Raw genomic sequence first — 15639 nt, 5'->3', positions numbered from 1 at the left:
TTCAAAATTTAATAATCGTTCTATACTTCCATTAGTTTACCCACATTGCGCATAATTCTCGCTTTTTTATAACCATGTATGTCATGAAGTTCTTTATACGCACTAAATAACTTTTTGTAACGTTTCACTTTCTCTGGTGTTGGCTCAATTTCATATAGTACAGGTTCTTTCATTGCATCAATTGCCTGATTTAAATTACTATGTGCCCCACCACATAACGCACCTAGTATTGCTGCTCCTATAGCAGGTGCATACTCACTATCAATGATTGTAATTTTTTTATTTAACACATTAGCGTAAATATCCATCATTAGAGGATTCTTTTTAGGAATACCACCACAAGCGAAGACTTCTTCTACATCCATATTCCAACTTTGATACTGTTGCATAATCATTTTAGTACCGAACGCAGTAGCTTCTAAATAAGCACGATATATTTCTTCATGCGTTGTTTGTAAAGACATTCCAAATATACAACCTTTAAGATTGCTATCACTAAGTACACTTCTATTACCATTGTGCCAATCTAACACAACCAACCCACTCTCACCTGGTAATTGATGTTCAACTTTTTCATTTAATAATTCAAATATTGAAATGTCTCTTTGTTGTGCTTCATCTACATATTCTTTCGGTGCTTGTTTCGCAACGTATTCAAACAAATCTCCAACTGCTGATTGACCAGCTTCGTATGCATACAATTCCGGAATAATTGCGCCTTTTACCGAACCAGAGATACCTGGGACTTTATGTTGCTCCTCATTAAGCATCAAATGACAAGTGCTTGTACCAATAACCATCGTCATTTGTTTATCTTTTTGTGAACCAATACCTAATAAACTAGAATGGGCGTCGATAATAAATGGGCTGACCTTTGTTTCTTTACTCAAACCTAATTTCTGAGCCATTTCTTTAGATATTGTACCAACTGTTTCTCCAATTTTTACGATTGGCGCATCGACTTTGTCACGCACGATTGCAGATAATTCATCGTCGACTTTATCAAATAAATCATAATGGAATCCTTCATTTTCTTCCCAAAATGATTTGAAACCAAGCCCACAATTCGATCTCACATTTTGACCAGTAAGTTGGTTAACAATCCAATCACCGGCTTCCATAATATTCTGAGTCACATTCATAACTTCAGGCGCTTTATTTTTCACTTCCATAATTTTTGGAATCATCCATTCACTGCTCACATTAAATCCATAATATCCTAGCCAACGATTTTGGTTATCTAGTGCTGTTTGAAATAGTAAATCTGCTTCAGCTTGAGCTCCATGATGTTTCCATAATTTGACGTATGCGTGCGGATTATTTTCGAACCCCGGCAGGTTATGAATCGGTGTTAAATGTTCATCTGTAAACATGACCGTAGAAGATGTGAAATCTATTCCAATTCCTACGATTTCACTCGCATCGACACCAGATTCTTCAATAATTGCTGGTATCCCTTCTTCTAAAACTTCCATATAGTCATTACTATTTTGTAAAGAAAAACTTTGAGGTAACTTTGTACCATTTAATGATCGTTCTATTGTGCCATGTGTATACGGCTTTACATACTTAGCAACAATGCTCCCATTATCTGTATTCACTAAAAAAGCTCTACCTGAGCCTGTACCATAATCTACACCTATACTATATGTCATTCGTAATACCCCCGATAGTATCTATCTTTAACATCTCTTTATCAATAGCTTAAGAAAGCGTTTTCTTAAATAATAAGCATAAATAAACAATAAATCAATGATAAAGTTTCCAACGAAACATAAATGTGCAGATTTCGAACAAAAGTGATTGACAATTACAATTGTAAGCGTTTACTATTATTCACATAAACAAAAAAGAGCAATCGAATTAAGGGGAGTTGAACATAAATGAGCATTAATGCAGATGCATATCGTTTAGTAAAACCGGGAGAATTTGAATTCACTACTATCACACATGAATTTAACGATGGAGATGTCATCGTAAATCCTAAAAAAGCAAGTGTGTGTCACGCAGATTTACGTTATTACACAGGTAATCGTCGTAAAGAAGCGTTAGAGAAAAAATTACCTATGGCATTATTCCATGAAGGTATTGGCACAATCGAAGAATCGAAACATCCTAATTTTAATAAAGGCGACAAAGTAGTGATTGTACCAAATATTCCATCTCGTCTTAGAACAGGTGATTTCGTAGAGACAGATTTATTAGATAATTACGATGAAAATGCCGTGTTTATGGGTAGCGGCTATGACGGTATTTGCCAAAATAGAATGGTCGTACCTGGAGAAAATATCGTAAAAATTCCTGATCATTTGGATGAAGACGTCGCATTATTAGCAGAACTTTGTTCTGTATCACTATTTCCAATTAATCAATTAAAAGAAGTCACAACTCAGTCTTCTCCTCAAGTAGCAGTCTTTGGTGACGGACCTGTAGGCTATCTTGCTGCTACTGCACTTCACTACATTTATGGTATCGATAAAGAAAATTTAATTGTCTTCGGTGCGATTGAAGAGAAATTAAAATCATTCGAAAGTTTTGCTACAACGCATCTTGTTTTTGATTATGACTTTAACAGTCATAGAGGTGTACATACTGTGTTTGAATGTTGTGGTGGTAAATTCTCAGAGTCAGCAATTAACCAAGCGATTGATTTAATCGATCGTCAAGGCCAACTCGTATTGATGGGTGTCACTGAAGAACTTGTTGGAATAAATACGAGAGATGTCTTAGAAAAAGGATTAACTCTATCTGGTAGTTCTCGAAGTACAAAAAGAGAATTCGAACAATTAATTCAAGCATTCGAAAACGAGGAATACCAAGAAGCATTAAAAAAATTAATTCCAGAAGATTACTATGATATTTATAGCACTGAGGATCTTAAAAAAGCAATGGATGACACTGCAGCTCATAAAGGTTGGAAGAAAACATATCTTCAATATCACTGGGCTTAGGTTAATTACATCTAAGGAGAGAGTCATATGATAAATCAAAACACTATTTTAGGTATGCCACGCAAAATTGTTTGGGGATATATAGGTATACTTGTCTTTATGATGGGTGATGGCTTAGAAATTGGATGGCTAAGTCCATACTTACAACATAATGGTTTTAATAGTCACGAAGTAAGTTGGTTATTCAGTTGTTACGGTATAACAGTAGCCATTGCAAGTTGGTTCAGTGGTGTACTTGCAGAAGCACTTGGTGGAAAACGTACGATGTTTATTGGGCTCATTTTATATGTGATTGGAACTGTCTGCTTCGTAGGTATTGCCCTACCATCAGAAAGTTTAGCAATTATGTATCCAGCTTATGCATTAAGAGGACTAGGTTATCCGCTATTCGCCTATTCTTTCTTAGTTTGGATTTCTTATCGTTCTGAACAACGTACTTTAGGCGCAGCAGTTGGTTGGTTCTGGCTCGTCTTTACTGGCGGTTTAAATGTGCTAGGTGCGTTATACTCAATTTTCGCGATTAAATATTTCGGACATATTGGAACATTATGGAGCTCACTCTTCTGGGTTATTCTCGGTGCTATTTTAGCGTTAGCGTTGAATCGAGATAAATTACCTACGGATAAAAGTAATGCTAAATCTAAATTATTAGAGATGGGCAAAGGTTTTACAATTGTAGTGGAACAACCTAAAGTTCTTTTAGGCGGTATTGTCCGTGTAATTAACACAACTGCACAATTTGCATTTCCTGTATTCCTACCTCTCTATTTAGAACATTATGGTATTCCTACCTCTAAATGGCTTGCTGTATGGTCAGCTATTTTCTTCGGAAATATCGTCTTTAATCTAATTTGGGGAATAATCGGTGATAAAATTGGTTGGCGTAATACTGTTATGATTTTTGGTGGTATTGGTAGTGGTATTTCATGTCTATTAATGGGCTATGTGCCTATTTGGACTCATGGTAATATTATCTTACTTACAGTAGTCGGTGTTGCTTGGGGTATCTTCATCGCAGCTTATGTTCCTTTAACTGCTTTAATCCCTTCACTCGTTAAGAAAGACAAAGGTGCTACACTTTCTATATTAAACTTAGGTGCAGGCTTACCTGTATTCGTAGGTCCTATGATTGTACGATTCTTCTTAGATCCTTTAGGTGATTTAGGAGTCATTTGGATTCTTGGTATATTGTATTTCATTAGTACTATTTTAACGTTCTTTATAAAGATGCCTAAAAGTCAACAATACGGTGAAATAGAATAGGTAATAGGCTGTGGAGAGAATTAGTTCCTTTCTTTCTACAGCCTTTTCTCTTCGTTTGTTATAATAACGTTGAAGATAACTCTTTTTATTGAAAATTAATATAAAATCTCGAGATACAAATACGTATCATACATTTTACACAAATCAATGATATCGAAAATGGAGACGACGCCTATGTTACCAGCAGAAAGAGAACAAAATATAATTTCATACTTGAAAAAGCATAAAACTGCAACTGTTCATACCTTAGCTGCAGAGTTCAACGTACATGACGCAACCATACGTCGTGATTTAATTAAACTTGAACAATATAATCAAATTAGACGTACACATGGTGGTGTCGTCTTAAACAGCACTGACGTATCAAGTGAACTTAATTTTGATGATCGAGAAACTACAAACTACTATGAAAAATTAGGAATCGGTCAAAAGGCAGCGGAATTTGTCAATGACGGAGATACACTCATCATTGATTCTGGCTCAACGACATTACAATTTGCAAGAGCGATAGTACATAAACAGAATCTCACTGTCATCACTAATGATATTCATATTGCCTCAGTTTTACGTTCCACGAATCATCGTGTCATCGTAACAGGTGGCGTATTATATCATAATAACTATGTACTCAACGGCTTTATAACAACTCAAACATTACAATCCTTTAATTCTATGAAGGCATTTATAGCGACGCCTGCTTTAGACGCTGTCAAAGGTATGACGCATTATAGTGAAGAATTTATTGCTGCAAAAAGACAAATGGTCGAACAAGCGCATGAAGTCTATTTACTTACTGATAGTACGAAGTTAGATAAAGTTGCATTCTATCAAGTGAGTCCAATTGAAAAGATTGATACACTTATTACAGATAACCAACATGATTTAAGTGCATATCGTGAAGTATGTTCGAACGTTGTAGCAATTGATCCCAAAGATTATGAATAGTTTATCATGTTATTTGGAAGTATTATTTCTCGGGAAATAACTTAAAGCATTAATCTCTTCTATTCAGTCTGAGGTTTGTCTGAAGTCAGAGTGAACACCCTCTTTTTTGAAAATATTTGAAAATGATAATTGAGAACGGTATCATTTATTATATACTCGTAAAGTACAAGGATGATTGACATGAAAGAGGCACCAAAAACATATAAACAAGAACAACTGGGTTTAATCATTTCTTTAATCGTGTTTATATGTTTTATCTATCAAGATATACATATCCTTTGCACGAAACAAGAATTAACTCGTATTCTTCTTTGTAGCTTTAGTTTAATTGGATTTCTGTTTCTTTGTGTGCTCAACGTTATGCGCATTATTTCAAATTATCGTCGCCGACCATAATCGATTTTAATAGTAGTTCGGGACATAATTCCATTAAAAAAGTAGTAGCAAGATGACTTCAATGGAAAATCATCTTACTGCTACTTTTTGTTTATCTTTTGAGGATAATGCTTTTGTTCACCCTCGTCTGATTATGATTTTTCGTTTTCTAGTGACTTTTTATAAAAATACTGTGCAACAACGATATCTACAATTGCTAATCCTACTGATTTAAATAATGTGACCTCTTTTTCGTCTTCACGACCCGCTTTCTTTCCTGAGACGATATCACCTAACTCACTGTATAACATATCATCAGTCAATACACCCTCATCTTGAGGCACTTTTAAGTCACCTGTCTCCTCCATAGCCGCTTCAGTTGATTCAACAACGATCTTATTAGCAACCATCATAGACTCTGAAGGTAACTCTTGCATATCAGGTTTGAATGATCCTACTGCATTAAGATGTACGCCCGGATGTAACGTATGTGAATATACTGGCTTTGAAGCATTTGTAGCTGTTACAACAACATCTGCTCCTTCCATTGCCTCATCCGCTTCATCATAAACTTTTACTTTAACTCCGAATTGTTGTTGAGTTGCTTTAGCAAGTTTTTCAGCCTTTTCCTTTGTCCTACTTGAAAAGTGAATTTCCTCAATATTTCTTACAGCCATTACAGCTTCTATGAGACCTTCAGCTTGTACACCAGCACCAATGACGGTTAATACTTTAGCATCTTCACGAGACAAGTATTTGGTAGCAACACCAGAGATCGCGCCTGTTCTAATTTTAGTTAAATAACCACCATCTAATACTGCTAGCGTTTCCCCTGTTTCATAATCGCTTAATATGACTGAACCAGTAATCGTTGATTTTCCTTTTTTAGGATTGTCAGGAACAAATGAAACTGTTTTTAACCCAACAATTTTTAATTCATCTGATAATGCTGGCATGACTAAATAACGATTCTCTTCATTAAATGGTATGACATGTCGTAGCGGTGTTTCTGTTTTACCTTCAGAAAATGCCTGAAGCGCTTGTCCTACCTCTTCGATAACTTCATTCATATTTAATAACTCTGCTTGAGTTTGTTCGTTTAAATATCGCATTTAATCACTCCTTATTAATGAAAAAGCCTCTTTTTTAATAACATTCCCTATGAAAAGAGGATGTAACACTTTAATTAATTTTAAAACAAAATCGGTAGTAATATTGGAAGAAGTACAATGACATTAAAGAGATTAATGAAAATACTGACATTAAGAACATTTTTAATCAAATTTTGACGTTGAAGTAGAAATCTCAAGCATAATGAAATGATAAGTAAAGTGATACTAAACAAACCAAAAATTGATATAATATCTAGCCCAAATTTACTTATATTGTTGAAATTGATACAAATACAAATGATTAAAATAAGATAATTCAATAGGTTCATTCCATAAATTAAATACTTCATTGTTTGCTCCTATTTATGTGACTTTATTTTCATGTGCTATGGTTCATAAGCATTTAACTTTTCTAGATGATATATTGACTAAATCCGATATTTGAAACAAAAGTGTTGGATTTATTAAATTTATGTTGTGACAATGTAAATTCCGTGCTATTCTTTTATTTATAAATAAAAGGCAATGTGCACTAACACATTACCTTGCGATTTTGCTTTTATATAAGCAAAACTATTTAACTAACTTTTGACACATATCATTCTTCGTTTTCGAAGGATGATTTTTTTATTTTTATTATTTATTCAAAATTTGATATCGATTAACGACTTTCCCATTCTTTTTAATATAGGGTTCGATTTCATAGCCACCGTACTTTTTTATTACATTTTGTGAGGCATAATTGAATGGATTTGTAGTCATGAGCACTGTTTCAACATTGAGAGATTTTAAATAATTAAGAGCTTGTCCTAATAAGATTGAGGCATACCCTTTACCTCTATATGATGACGCGACACCGTATCCAACATGACCACCAATATTACTTAACCTATGATTTAGTTCATGTCTAATATCTACTGCGCCCACGATATTTCCGTCAACAAAATAGAATAGTGTCGTTGAAGGAACACCACCCTCACTCGGCTTTTCTTGATTAAGCTCATCAACCATAGCTTTAAATGATTGATATTCTTTCAAATTTGTATTTCCTGGGACTACTTTCTCATCATTGTCATACCATTCTTGAATATAAACTTTGAATGCTTCTTCGTCTTTATACGTAAGTTGCCTTAATTCTTCCACACCGTCATACCTCTTCTCATCCATTCTTGTCACTTTTTATTGTAAAATGAATGCCCCATCATATTAAAGCATTTTAAATAGAAAAAATTAAGGAAGTGGGTTAGAAATATAATTTAGTAACATTACTTTCATTTCCCACTCCCTATATAATAGCAATTTATATAATATTTAATTCTTTTCCGACCTTTTCATAAGCAGCGAGCGCTTTGTCTAACATGTCTTCCGTGTGCGCAGCTGTAGGCATGTTTCTTACACGGCCAGTGCCTCTAGGAACTGTTGGGAAGACGATTGATTTAACGTAGATGCCTTCTTCTTTAAGACGTTTACTGAACGCTTGTGTATCTTTCTCATCACCAATTATTACTGGAGTAATTGGTGATTCTGATTTTCCAGTATCGAACCCTAATTTAGAAAGTCCATCCTTTAAGTATTGTGCATTCTCCCATAACTGATCGTGTAGTTCTGTAGAAGCCATTAACTTTTTAACAGCTTCAGTAATAGCCTTCGTATCTCCAGGTGCAAGTGATGTTGAGAATAAGAATGGTCTTGATTGTGCTTTCAGCCAGTCGACTAATTGTTGAGATCCGGCAACATAACCACCTACTACACCGATTGCTTTAGACAATGTGCCAATTTGGAAATCGATTTTATCTTGTAATCCAAAATGTTTAACTGTTCCTGCACCTTTGCCCATTACACCTGAACCGTGCGCATCGTCAACGTATGTTAATAAACCAAATTCTTCAGCAATTTCAACGATTTCTGGTAGTTTAGCAACGTCTCCATCCATACTGAATACGCCATCAGTGATGTACATCACTTTATTATATTGACCTGACTCTACCGCTTCTTTAGCTTTTGCACGTAAATCATCCATATCTGAATGATTTACACGGATAATTTTAGCTTTAGATAAACGACAGCCATCAATAATAGAAGCATGGTTGAGTTCGTCAGATAAAATCGCGTCGTTCTTATTCATGACAGCTGAAATAGCAGCCATATTACAGTTAAACCCTGATTGATATGCGATAGCTGCTTCAGTTCCTTTAAACTTTGCAAGTGTTTCTTCTAATTCATCATGTAAATCTAACGTACCATTAATAGATCGTACAGCACCTGCACCCACACCATGTGTATCGATAGCTTGTTTGGCTGCTGCTTTTAAATCATCGTTTGTTGCTAGTCCTAAGTAGTTGTTTGATGATAAATTAACATATGTTTTTCCATCAATTTTAATTTCAGGACCGTTGGCACCTTCAATTGAATCAATTTCATTGTATAAGCCGTTGTCTTTTAAGTATTGAATATTTTCATCTAAAAACTCATGTAGTGATTGAACCACAATGGAATCCCCCTTGCATTGTCTATTTTCTTTAATGATACCTTAATTTTCAAAATCATGAAAGCCTTATCATTTGAGCATTATAACTGTTTAACACTCTTGAAAATAATTCATATGAAGGTCTACTGTAGCTATGGCAATAATGATATACTTATAACGATAATATGACGGAAGAAGTGATAAACGTGTTTGATTGGTTCCAATTGGCAAGCAAAAAAGAGAAGAGAATGGTTCAGCTGCGACGATATTTACATCAATATCCTGAACTCTCTTTTGAAGAAAAACGTACACATGACTTTATTGTGAATCAATTAAGCCAGTTATCATGCAATATTGAAACGCCAGTTGGACGCAATGGTATTAAGGCGACGTTCAAAGGCGCTGAAGACGGTCCTACAATTGCGTTTCGTGCAGATTTTGATGCCTTACCTGTTCAAGAATTAAATGATGTTCCATATCGCTCTAAACATGAAGGCTGTATGCATGCATGTGGTCATGATGGTCACACTGCCATCTTACTTGGCGTTGCTGAGATTGTGAATGAACATCGTCATTTGTTGAAGGGTAATGTGGTGTTCATTTTTCAATATGGTGAGGAAATCATGCCAGGTGGTTCTCAAGAAATGATTGATGCTGGATGTCTTCAAGATGTTGATAAGATTTATGGAACGCATTTATGGAGTGGTTATCCTTCAGGCACAATTTATTCAAGACCCGGAGCGATTATGGCATCGCCTGATGAATTTAGTATTACGATCCAAGGAAAAGGCGGTCATGGTGCAAAGCCTCATGAAACGATTGACCCTATCGTTATCATGGCTGAATTTATATTGAGTGCTCAGAAGATTGTTTCTCGTACGATTGATCCAGTTAAAGAAGCCGTATTAACGTTTGGCATGGTTCAAGCAGGTTCTACAGATAGTGTGATTCCTGATACCGCGTTCTGTAAAGGAACCGTTCGCACCTTTGATACTGCACTACAAAATCATATCCAAGAAAAAATGGATAAACTTTTACAAGGGTTAGCAGTTGCTAACGACATCACATATAAGATGGAGTATATTAAAGGATATCTTCCAGTGCATAATCATCCTCAAGCATATGAAGTCGTTAAACAAGCAGCAAATGATTTACATTTGAGATTTAATGAGTCTGATTTGATGATGATTGGAGAAGATTTCTCACATTATCTTAAAGTACGTCCTGGTGCTTTCTTCTTAACAGGCTGTGGTAATGAGGATAAAGGAATTACAGCACCTCATCATAATCCATATTTCGATATTGATGAGACAGCTTTTAAATATGCAGCAAGTGAATTCTTGAAGATTTTAGAAATTGAACAGGTATTTTAGTTTTTAGATACAAAGGTAGTGTATGATTCTTACTTTTAAACAAGTGAGCACTCATATGCTACCTTTTTTACTTTTGAAAATATATCAAGTGGTTGTATTTCGAGTATCGCTTTTTAGAAAAAATTCTAGAAGACGATGTGGAACATGATAGGATAAATTGCGCACAAAAAAAGAACCCCCAAAAGGGAGTCCTTTGTATCAAATAATTAATATTATTCGAAGATTTCAGTTACAACGCCTGATCCTACAGTACGTCCACCTTCACGGATTGAGAAACGAGTACCGTCTTCAATTGCGATAGGAGCGATTAATTCAACTGTCATTTCAACGTTGTCGCCAGGCATAACCATTTCAGTACCTTCTGGTAAGTTTACAACACCAGTTACGTCAGTAGTACGGAAATAGAATTGTGGGCGGTAGTTACTGAAGAATGGAGTGTGACGTCCACCTTCGTCTTTAGATAAAACGTATACTTCAGCTTTGAATTTAGTGTGTGGTGTGATTGAACCAGGAGCAGCTAATACTTGACCACGTTGTACGTCTTCACGAGCAACACCACGTAATAATGCACCGATGTTGTCACCAGCTTCAGCGTAGTCTAATAATTTACGGAACATTTCTACACCAGTAACAGTTGTTTTAGAAGTTTCGTGGATACCGATGATTTCAACTTCTTCACCAACTTTGATTTGACCACGTTCAACACGGCCTGTAGCAACAGTACCACGACCAGTGATTGAGAATACGTCCTCAACTGGCATCATGAATGGTTTGTCAGAATCACGTTCTGGAGTTGGAATGTAGTCATCAACTGCTTGCATTAATTCTAAGATTTTTTCTTCGTATTGAGCATCGCCTTCTAAAGCTTTTAATGCTGAACCAGCGATTACAGGTACATCGTCACCTGGGAAGTCATATTCGCTTAATAGGTCACGAACTTCCATTTCAACTAATTCTAATAATTCTTCGTCGTCAACCATGTCAACTTTGTTTAAGAATACAACTAATGCTGGTACACCAACGTTACGTGATAAAAGAATGTGTTCACGAGTTTGTGGCATTGGACCGTCAGCAGCAGATACTACTAAGATACCGCCGTCCATTTGAGCAGCACCAGTGATCATGTTTTTAACATAGTCAGCGTGTCCTGGGCAGTCAACGTGAGCATAGTGACGTTTGTCAGTTTGATACTCGATGTGTGCAGTATTGATTGTAATACCACGTTCTTTTTCTTCTGGAGCGTTGTCAATCATGTCGTATGATTGTGCAACAGTGTCACCATTTTTAGCTAATACAGTTGCGATAGCAGCTGTTAAAGTTGTTTTACCATGGTCAACGTGACCGATAGTACCAATATTGGCATGTTCTTTTGAGCGATCAAATTTTTCTTTTGCCATTATTAAATCTCTCCTATTCTTAGTAAAAGTTATTTCAAATTTATCTCTCATGATAGTTTCTCACCATCATGAGAAGATAATTGATTGAGTTTAGCCTAAAAGAATTTATAATTCTTTTATAATGCATTTACCCCTAAAAATCAAATCATAAAAGTGATAGCTTAACAATAAGCTCAACCTGTATTTTAACCTAGTATGGCTAGTCTTAACAAGTTATATTATTCACCTTTATTTTTCTTGATGATTTCATCAGCGATTGATTTAGGAACTTCTGCATAGTGGTCAAAGTACATAGTGTAAGTACCGCGACCTTGAGTGTTAGAACGTAATGAAGTTGCATAACCGAACATTTCTGAAAGTGGCACAAAGGCATTTACAACTTGTGCATTACCACGAGGTTCCATACCATCTACACGTCCACGACGAGCAGTTACGTCACCCATGATATCGCCCATGTATTCTTCAGGCATTTCGATAGTTACTTTCATCATTGGTTCTAAGATAACTGGATCACATTTTTTAGCAGCTTCTTTAAGTGCTAATGATGCAGCAATTTTGAAGGCCATTTCTGATGAATCGACATCATGGTATGAACCATCAAATAATTTAGCTTTAACATCGATTAATGGATAACCAGCTAAGACACCATTTTCCATAGCATCTTTAAGACCTTGTTCAACTGATGGAATGTATTCACGTGGAACTACACCACCGACGATAGCGTTTTCGAATTCGAAACCGCCACCTGTTTCGTTAGGTGTGAATTCAATGTGAACATCACCGTATTGACCACGACCACCAGATTGACGAGAGAATTTACCTTGAACTTGTGCAGCTTGCTTGAATGTTTCACGGTATGAAACCATTGGCGCACCTACATTACATTCAACGTTAAATTCTTTCTTCATACGGTCAACTAAGATGTCTAAGTGTAATTCACCCATACCACCAATGATAACTTGTCCAGTTTCTTCATCAGTGTGTGCATGGAATGTTGGGTCTTCTTCTTGTAATTTAACTAAAGCTTGAGTCATTTTGTCTTGGTCAGCTTTAGATTTTGGTTCAACAGATAAGTGGATAACTGGTTCTGGGAATTCCATTGATTCCAAGATAATGTCGTTTTTCTCTCCACATAAAGTATCACCAGTACCTGTTTCTTTAAGACCTACCGCAGCAGCGATATCGCCTGAGTAAACAGTATCGATTTCTTGACGTGAGTTTGCGTGCATTTGTAATAAACGACCTACACGTTCACGTTTGTCTTTAGTTGAGTTCTTCACGTATGAACCTGAAGTTAATGTACCAGAGTATACACGGAAGAAAGTTAATTTACCAACGTAAGGGTCAGTCATAACTTTGAATGCTAATGCAGCAAATTCAGCTGAATCGTCTGGTTTAGCAATCACTTCTTCTTCAGGGTCATTAGCACGGTGACCAATAATTGGTTTAACGTCTAATGGTGAAGGTAAGTAATCAATTACTGCGTTAAGCATTAATTGAACACCTTTGTTTTTGAATGCTGTACCACAAAGTACTGGGTAGAATTCTACGTCAGTAGTTGCTTTACGGATAGCAGCTTTTAATTCGTCGATTGAAATTTCTTCGTCACCAAGATATTTCTCCATTAATTCGTCATTGTTTTCAGCAACGGCTTCAATTAATTGAGCACGAGCTTCTTCAGCTCTTTCTTTGTGATCGTCTGGAATTTCAATTTCGTCGATTTCTGTACCTAAATCGTTTGTATATTTAAAGCATTTCATTTCAACTAAGTCAATGATTGCTTCGAATTCATCTTCAGCACCAATTGGTAATTGAATAGGTGCAGCGTTTGCTTGTAAACGATCATGTAAAGTGCTTACTGAATAGTCGAAGTTCGCACCTAATTTATCCATTTTGTTTACAAACACGATACGTGGTACACCGTAAGTAGTTGCTTGGCGCCAAACAGTTTCTGTTTGTGGTTCTACACCTGATTGAGCATCAAGTACAGTTACCGCACCATCTAATACACGTAATGAACGTTCAACTTCTACAGTGAAGTCTACGTGTCCAGGTGTATCGATAATGTTTACACGGTGTCCATCCCATTGTGCTGTAGTTGCAGCAGATGTGATTGTGATACCACGGTCTTGTTCTTGTTCCATCCAGTCCATTTGTGAAGCACCTTCGTGTGTTTCACCAATTTTGTGGATACGACCTGTGTAATAAAGAATACGTTCAGTCGTAGTAGTTTTACCAGCATCAATGTGAGCCATGATACCGATGTTACGAGTATTTTTCAAAGAAAAGTCTCTTGCCATGTGTTTTTCTCCTTCCAGTATTTACTGAATAAGTACTATAGATATGGCGATGCCCTAAGCATGAGCCATTATTGGTAAACCATATAACGGAACACACTCAGGGTAAAAGCTTTCATCTTACCAACGGTAGTGAGCAAATGCTTTGTTTGCTTCAGCCATTTTGTGAGTGTCCTCACGTTTTTTGACTGCACCACCTGTATTATTTGCAGCGTCTAAGATTTCGTTAGCTAAACGATCTTCCATAGTTTTCTCACCACGAAGACGAGCATAGTTTACTAACCAACGTAATCCTAAAGTAGTACGACGTTCTGGGCGTACCTCAACTGGTACTTGGTAGTTAGAACCACCCACACGACGAGCTTTAACTTCTAATACTGGCATAATGTTATTGATTGCTTCTTCGAATACTTCTAATGCATCACGACCACTACGTTGTTCAACTAGGTCGAATGCAGAATAAAGAATTCTTTGAGCTGTTCCGCGTTTACCGTCTAACATAATTTTGTTAATTAATTTAGTAACTAACTTAGAGTTATGAATTGGATCCGGTAATACGTCTCTTTTTGGTACTGATCCTTTACGAGGCATAATGTAAATCCTCCCTTCCTATTATAGTATAATCTTTAAAAATGTATTTAAAATTTACGTAATCTTAAACTTAATTTTTAGGTTTTTTAGTTCCGTATAATGAACGTCCTTGTCTACGTCCATCAACACCTGAAGTATCAAGTGCACCACGTACGATATGATAACGCACACCAGGTAAGTCTTTTACACGTCCACCACGTACAAGTACTACACTGTGTTCTTGTAAGTTGTGTCCGATACCAGGGATATATGCGTTGATTTCAATGTTGTTTGATAAACGCACACGTGCATATTTACGTAACGCTGAGTTAGGTTTTTTAGGTGTCATAGTACCTACACGAGTACAAACACCACGTTTTTGAGGTGAGTTTAAGTGAGTAAATTGTTTCTTTTTACTATTGAAACCTCTGTTTAAAGCTGGTGAATCTGATTTTTTAGATTTGCTTTTTCTTGGTTTACGTACTAATTGGTTAATAGTTGGCATTGAATGTGTCCTCCTCTCTTCATTTTTTAATCCCACACATCCAGGTGGTTCATTTTAAGGTTAAATAAAATTTAGTAAGTAAAATACTTACTAATTCTCATTCAATAACGCAACAATCGTTGCATTAACGTTGATACCTACATATTCTCCTAAAGCACGTTGGCTTCGGAAAAATGTAACTGGTATATTTTCTTGATTGATATAGCTTAACACGCGAGTCAATAGATGAACTTCAACGTCTTTAGCAATAATCAATGATGTAACTTGATCTTTCTTTAACGCTTTAAGCGTTTCTTTAAGACCAACTACATAGTGTTGTTTGTTAAAGCGTGCAACTTTTTCATTAGACATGTACATATCCTCCAAAGTTCTGCTTGCATCAAC

Annotated in this window: 13 protein-coding genes; 4 read left to right on the top strand and 9 right to left on the bottom strand. The window is 36.0% G+C overall.

Annotation, left to right across the window (positions count from 1 at the left end):
• Positions 1–20: 20 nt before the first annotated feature.
• Positions 21–1655, bottom strand: a complete 1635-nt coding sequence (locus tag HMPREF2580_RS10330) for a ribulokinase (protein WP_070832718.1) — start codon at positions 1653–1655, stop codon at positions 21–23.
• Positions 1656–1883: 228 nt separating this feature from the next.
• Here HMPREF2580_RS10330 and HMPREF2580_RS10325 point away from each other — a divergent pair, with 228 nt between their 5' ends.
• From HMPREF2580_RS10325 to HMPREF2580_RS10315, 3 genes are all read left to right on the top strand, one after another.
• Positions 1884–2951 (top strand): alcohol dehydrogenase catalytic domain-containing protein, encoded by a 1068-nt coding sequence (locus HMPREF2580_RS10325; RefSeq protein ID WP_070832716.1) that lies wholly within the window; start codon positions 1884–1886, stop codon positions 2949–2951.
• Between the two features lie 27 nt (positions 2952–2978).
• On the top strand, positions 2979–4214 hold the full coding sequence (locus HMPREF2580_RS10320; RefSeq protein ID WP_044466953.1) for an MFS transporter: 1236 nt from the start codon (positions 2979–2981) through the stop codon (positions 4212–4214).
• Positions 4215–4388: 174 nt separating this feature from the next.
• Entirely contained in the window at positions 4389–5159 is a 771-nt protein-coding gene (locus HMPREF2580_RS10315; RefSeq protein ID WP_037541126.1) for a DeoR/GlpR family DNA-binding transcription regulator, read from the top strand.
• Positions 5160–5686: 527 nt separating this feature from the next.
• Here the strand turns inward: HMPREF2580_RS10315 and HMPREF2580_RS10310 are convergent.
• The 3 genes from HMPREF2580_RS10310 to HMPREF2580_RS10300 all read right to left on the bottom strand — a co-directional run bounded on the left by HMPREF2580_RS10310 (position 5687) and on the right by HMPREF2580_RS10300 (position 9134).
• Positions 5687–6646, bottom strand: a complete 960-nt coding sequence (locus HMPREF2580_RS10310) for an ornithine cyclodeaminase family protein (protein ID WP_070832713.1) — start codon at positions 6644–6646, stop codon at positions 5687–5689.
• Positions 6647–7282: 636 nt separating this feature from the next.
• On the bottom strand, positions 7283–7789 hold the full coding sequence (locus HMPREF2580_RS10305) for a GNAT family N-acetyltransferase (RefSeq protein ID WP_070832710.1): 507 nt from the start codon (positions 7787–7789) through the stop codon (positions 7283–7285).
• A 157-nt stretch (positions 7790–7946) separates the two neighbouring features.
• The gene (locus HMPREF2580_RS10300; protein ID WP_070832707.1) at positions 7947–9134 is read right to left on the bottom strand and encodes a glycine C-acetyltransferase; all 1188 of its coding nucleotides are present in this window, start codon (positions 9132–9134) and stop codon (positions 7947–7949) included.
• A 185-nt stretch (positions 9135–9319) separates the two neighbouring features.
• Between HMPREF2580_RS10300 and HMPREF2580_RS10295 the strand changes: the two genes are divergently transcribed.
• Complete coding sequence (locus tag HMPREF2580_RS10295; protein WP_070832704.1) at positions 9320–10486, top strand: M20 family metallopeptidase; 1167 nt, start codon at positions 9320–9322, stop codon at positions 10484–10486.
• A 212-nt stretch (positions 10487–10698) separates the two neighbouring features.
• Here HMPREF2580_RS10295 and tuf read toward each other — a convergent pair whose 3' ends face one another.
• The 5 genes from tuf to HMPREF2580_RS10270 form a co-directional block, all read right to left on the bottom strand.
• Positions 10699–11883 (bottom strand): elongation factor Tu, encoded by a 1185-nt coding sequence (gene tuf / locus HMPREF2580_RS10290; protein ID WP_002432994.1) that lies wholly within the window; start codon positions 11881–11883, stop codon positions 10699–10701.
• Between the two features lie 218 nt (positions 11884–12101).
• Positions 12102–14183 carry an elongation factor G gene (fusA, locus tag HMPREF2580_RS10285; protein ID WP_002441110.1) on the bottom strand — a complete coding sequence of 694 codons (2082 nt, stop codon included), beginning with the start codon at positions 14181–14183 and terminating at the stop codon, positions 12102–12104.
• A 117-nt stretch (positions 14184–14300) separates the two neighbouring features.
• Complete coding sequence (gene rpsG, locus HMPREF2580_RS10280; RefSeq protein ID WP_001137495.1) at positions 14301–14771, bottom strand: 30S ribosomal protein S7; 471 nt, start codon at positions 14769–14771, stop codon at positions 14301–14303.
• A 70-nt stretch (positions 14772–14841) separates the two neighbouring features.
• A complete protein-coding gene (gene rpsL / locus HMPREF2580_RS10275; protein ID WP_037541120.1) occupies positions 14842–15255 on the bottom strand; it encodes a 30S ribosomal protein S12 in 414 nt (137 codons plus the stop codon).
• Between the two features lie 90 nt (positions 15256–15345).
• On the bottom strand, positions 15346–15606 hold the full coding sequence (locus HMPREF2580_RS10270) for a ribosomal L7Ae/L30e/S12e/Gadd45 family protein (protein ID WP_002441106.1): 261 nt from the start codon (positions 15604–15606) through the stop codon (positions 15346–15348).
• Between the last annotated feature and the right edge of the window lie 33 nt (positions 15607–15639).

Origin of the sequence: Staphylococcus sp. HMSC036D05 (genome assembly GCF_001836225.1) — a bacterium.
Lineage (GTDB): Bacteria > Bacillota > Bacilli > Staphylococcales > Staphylococcaceae > Staphylococcus > Staphylococcus caprae.
The sequence above is the reverse complement of the archived record's forward strand: the minus strand, read 5'-3'. Positions and strand labels throughout refer to the sequence as shown.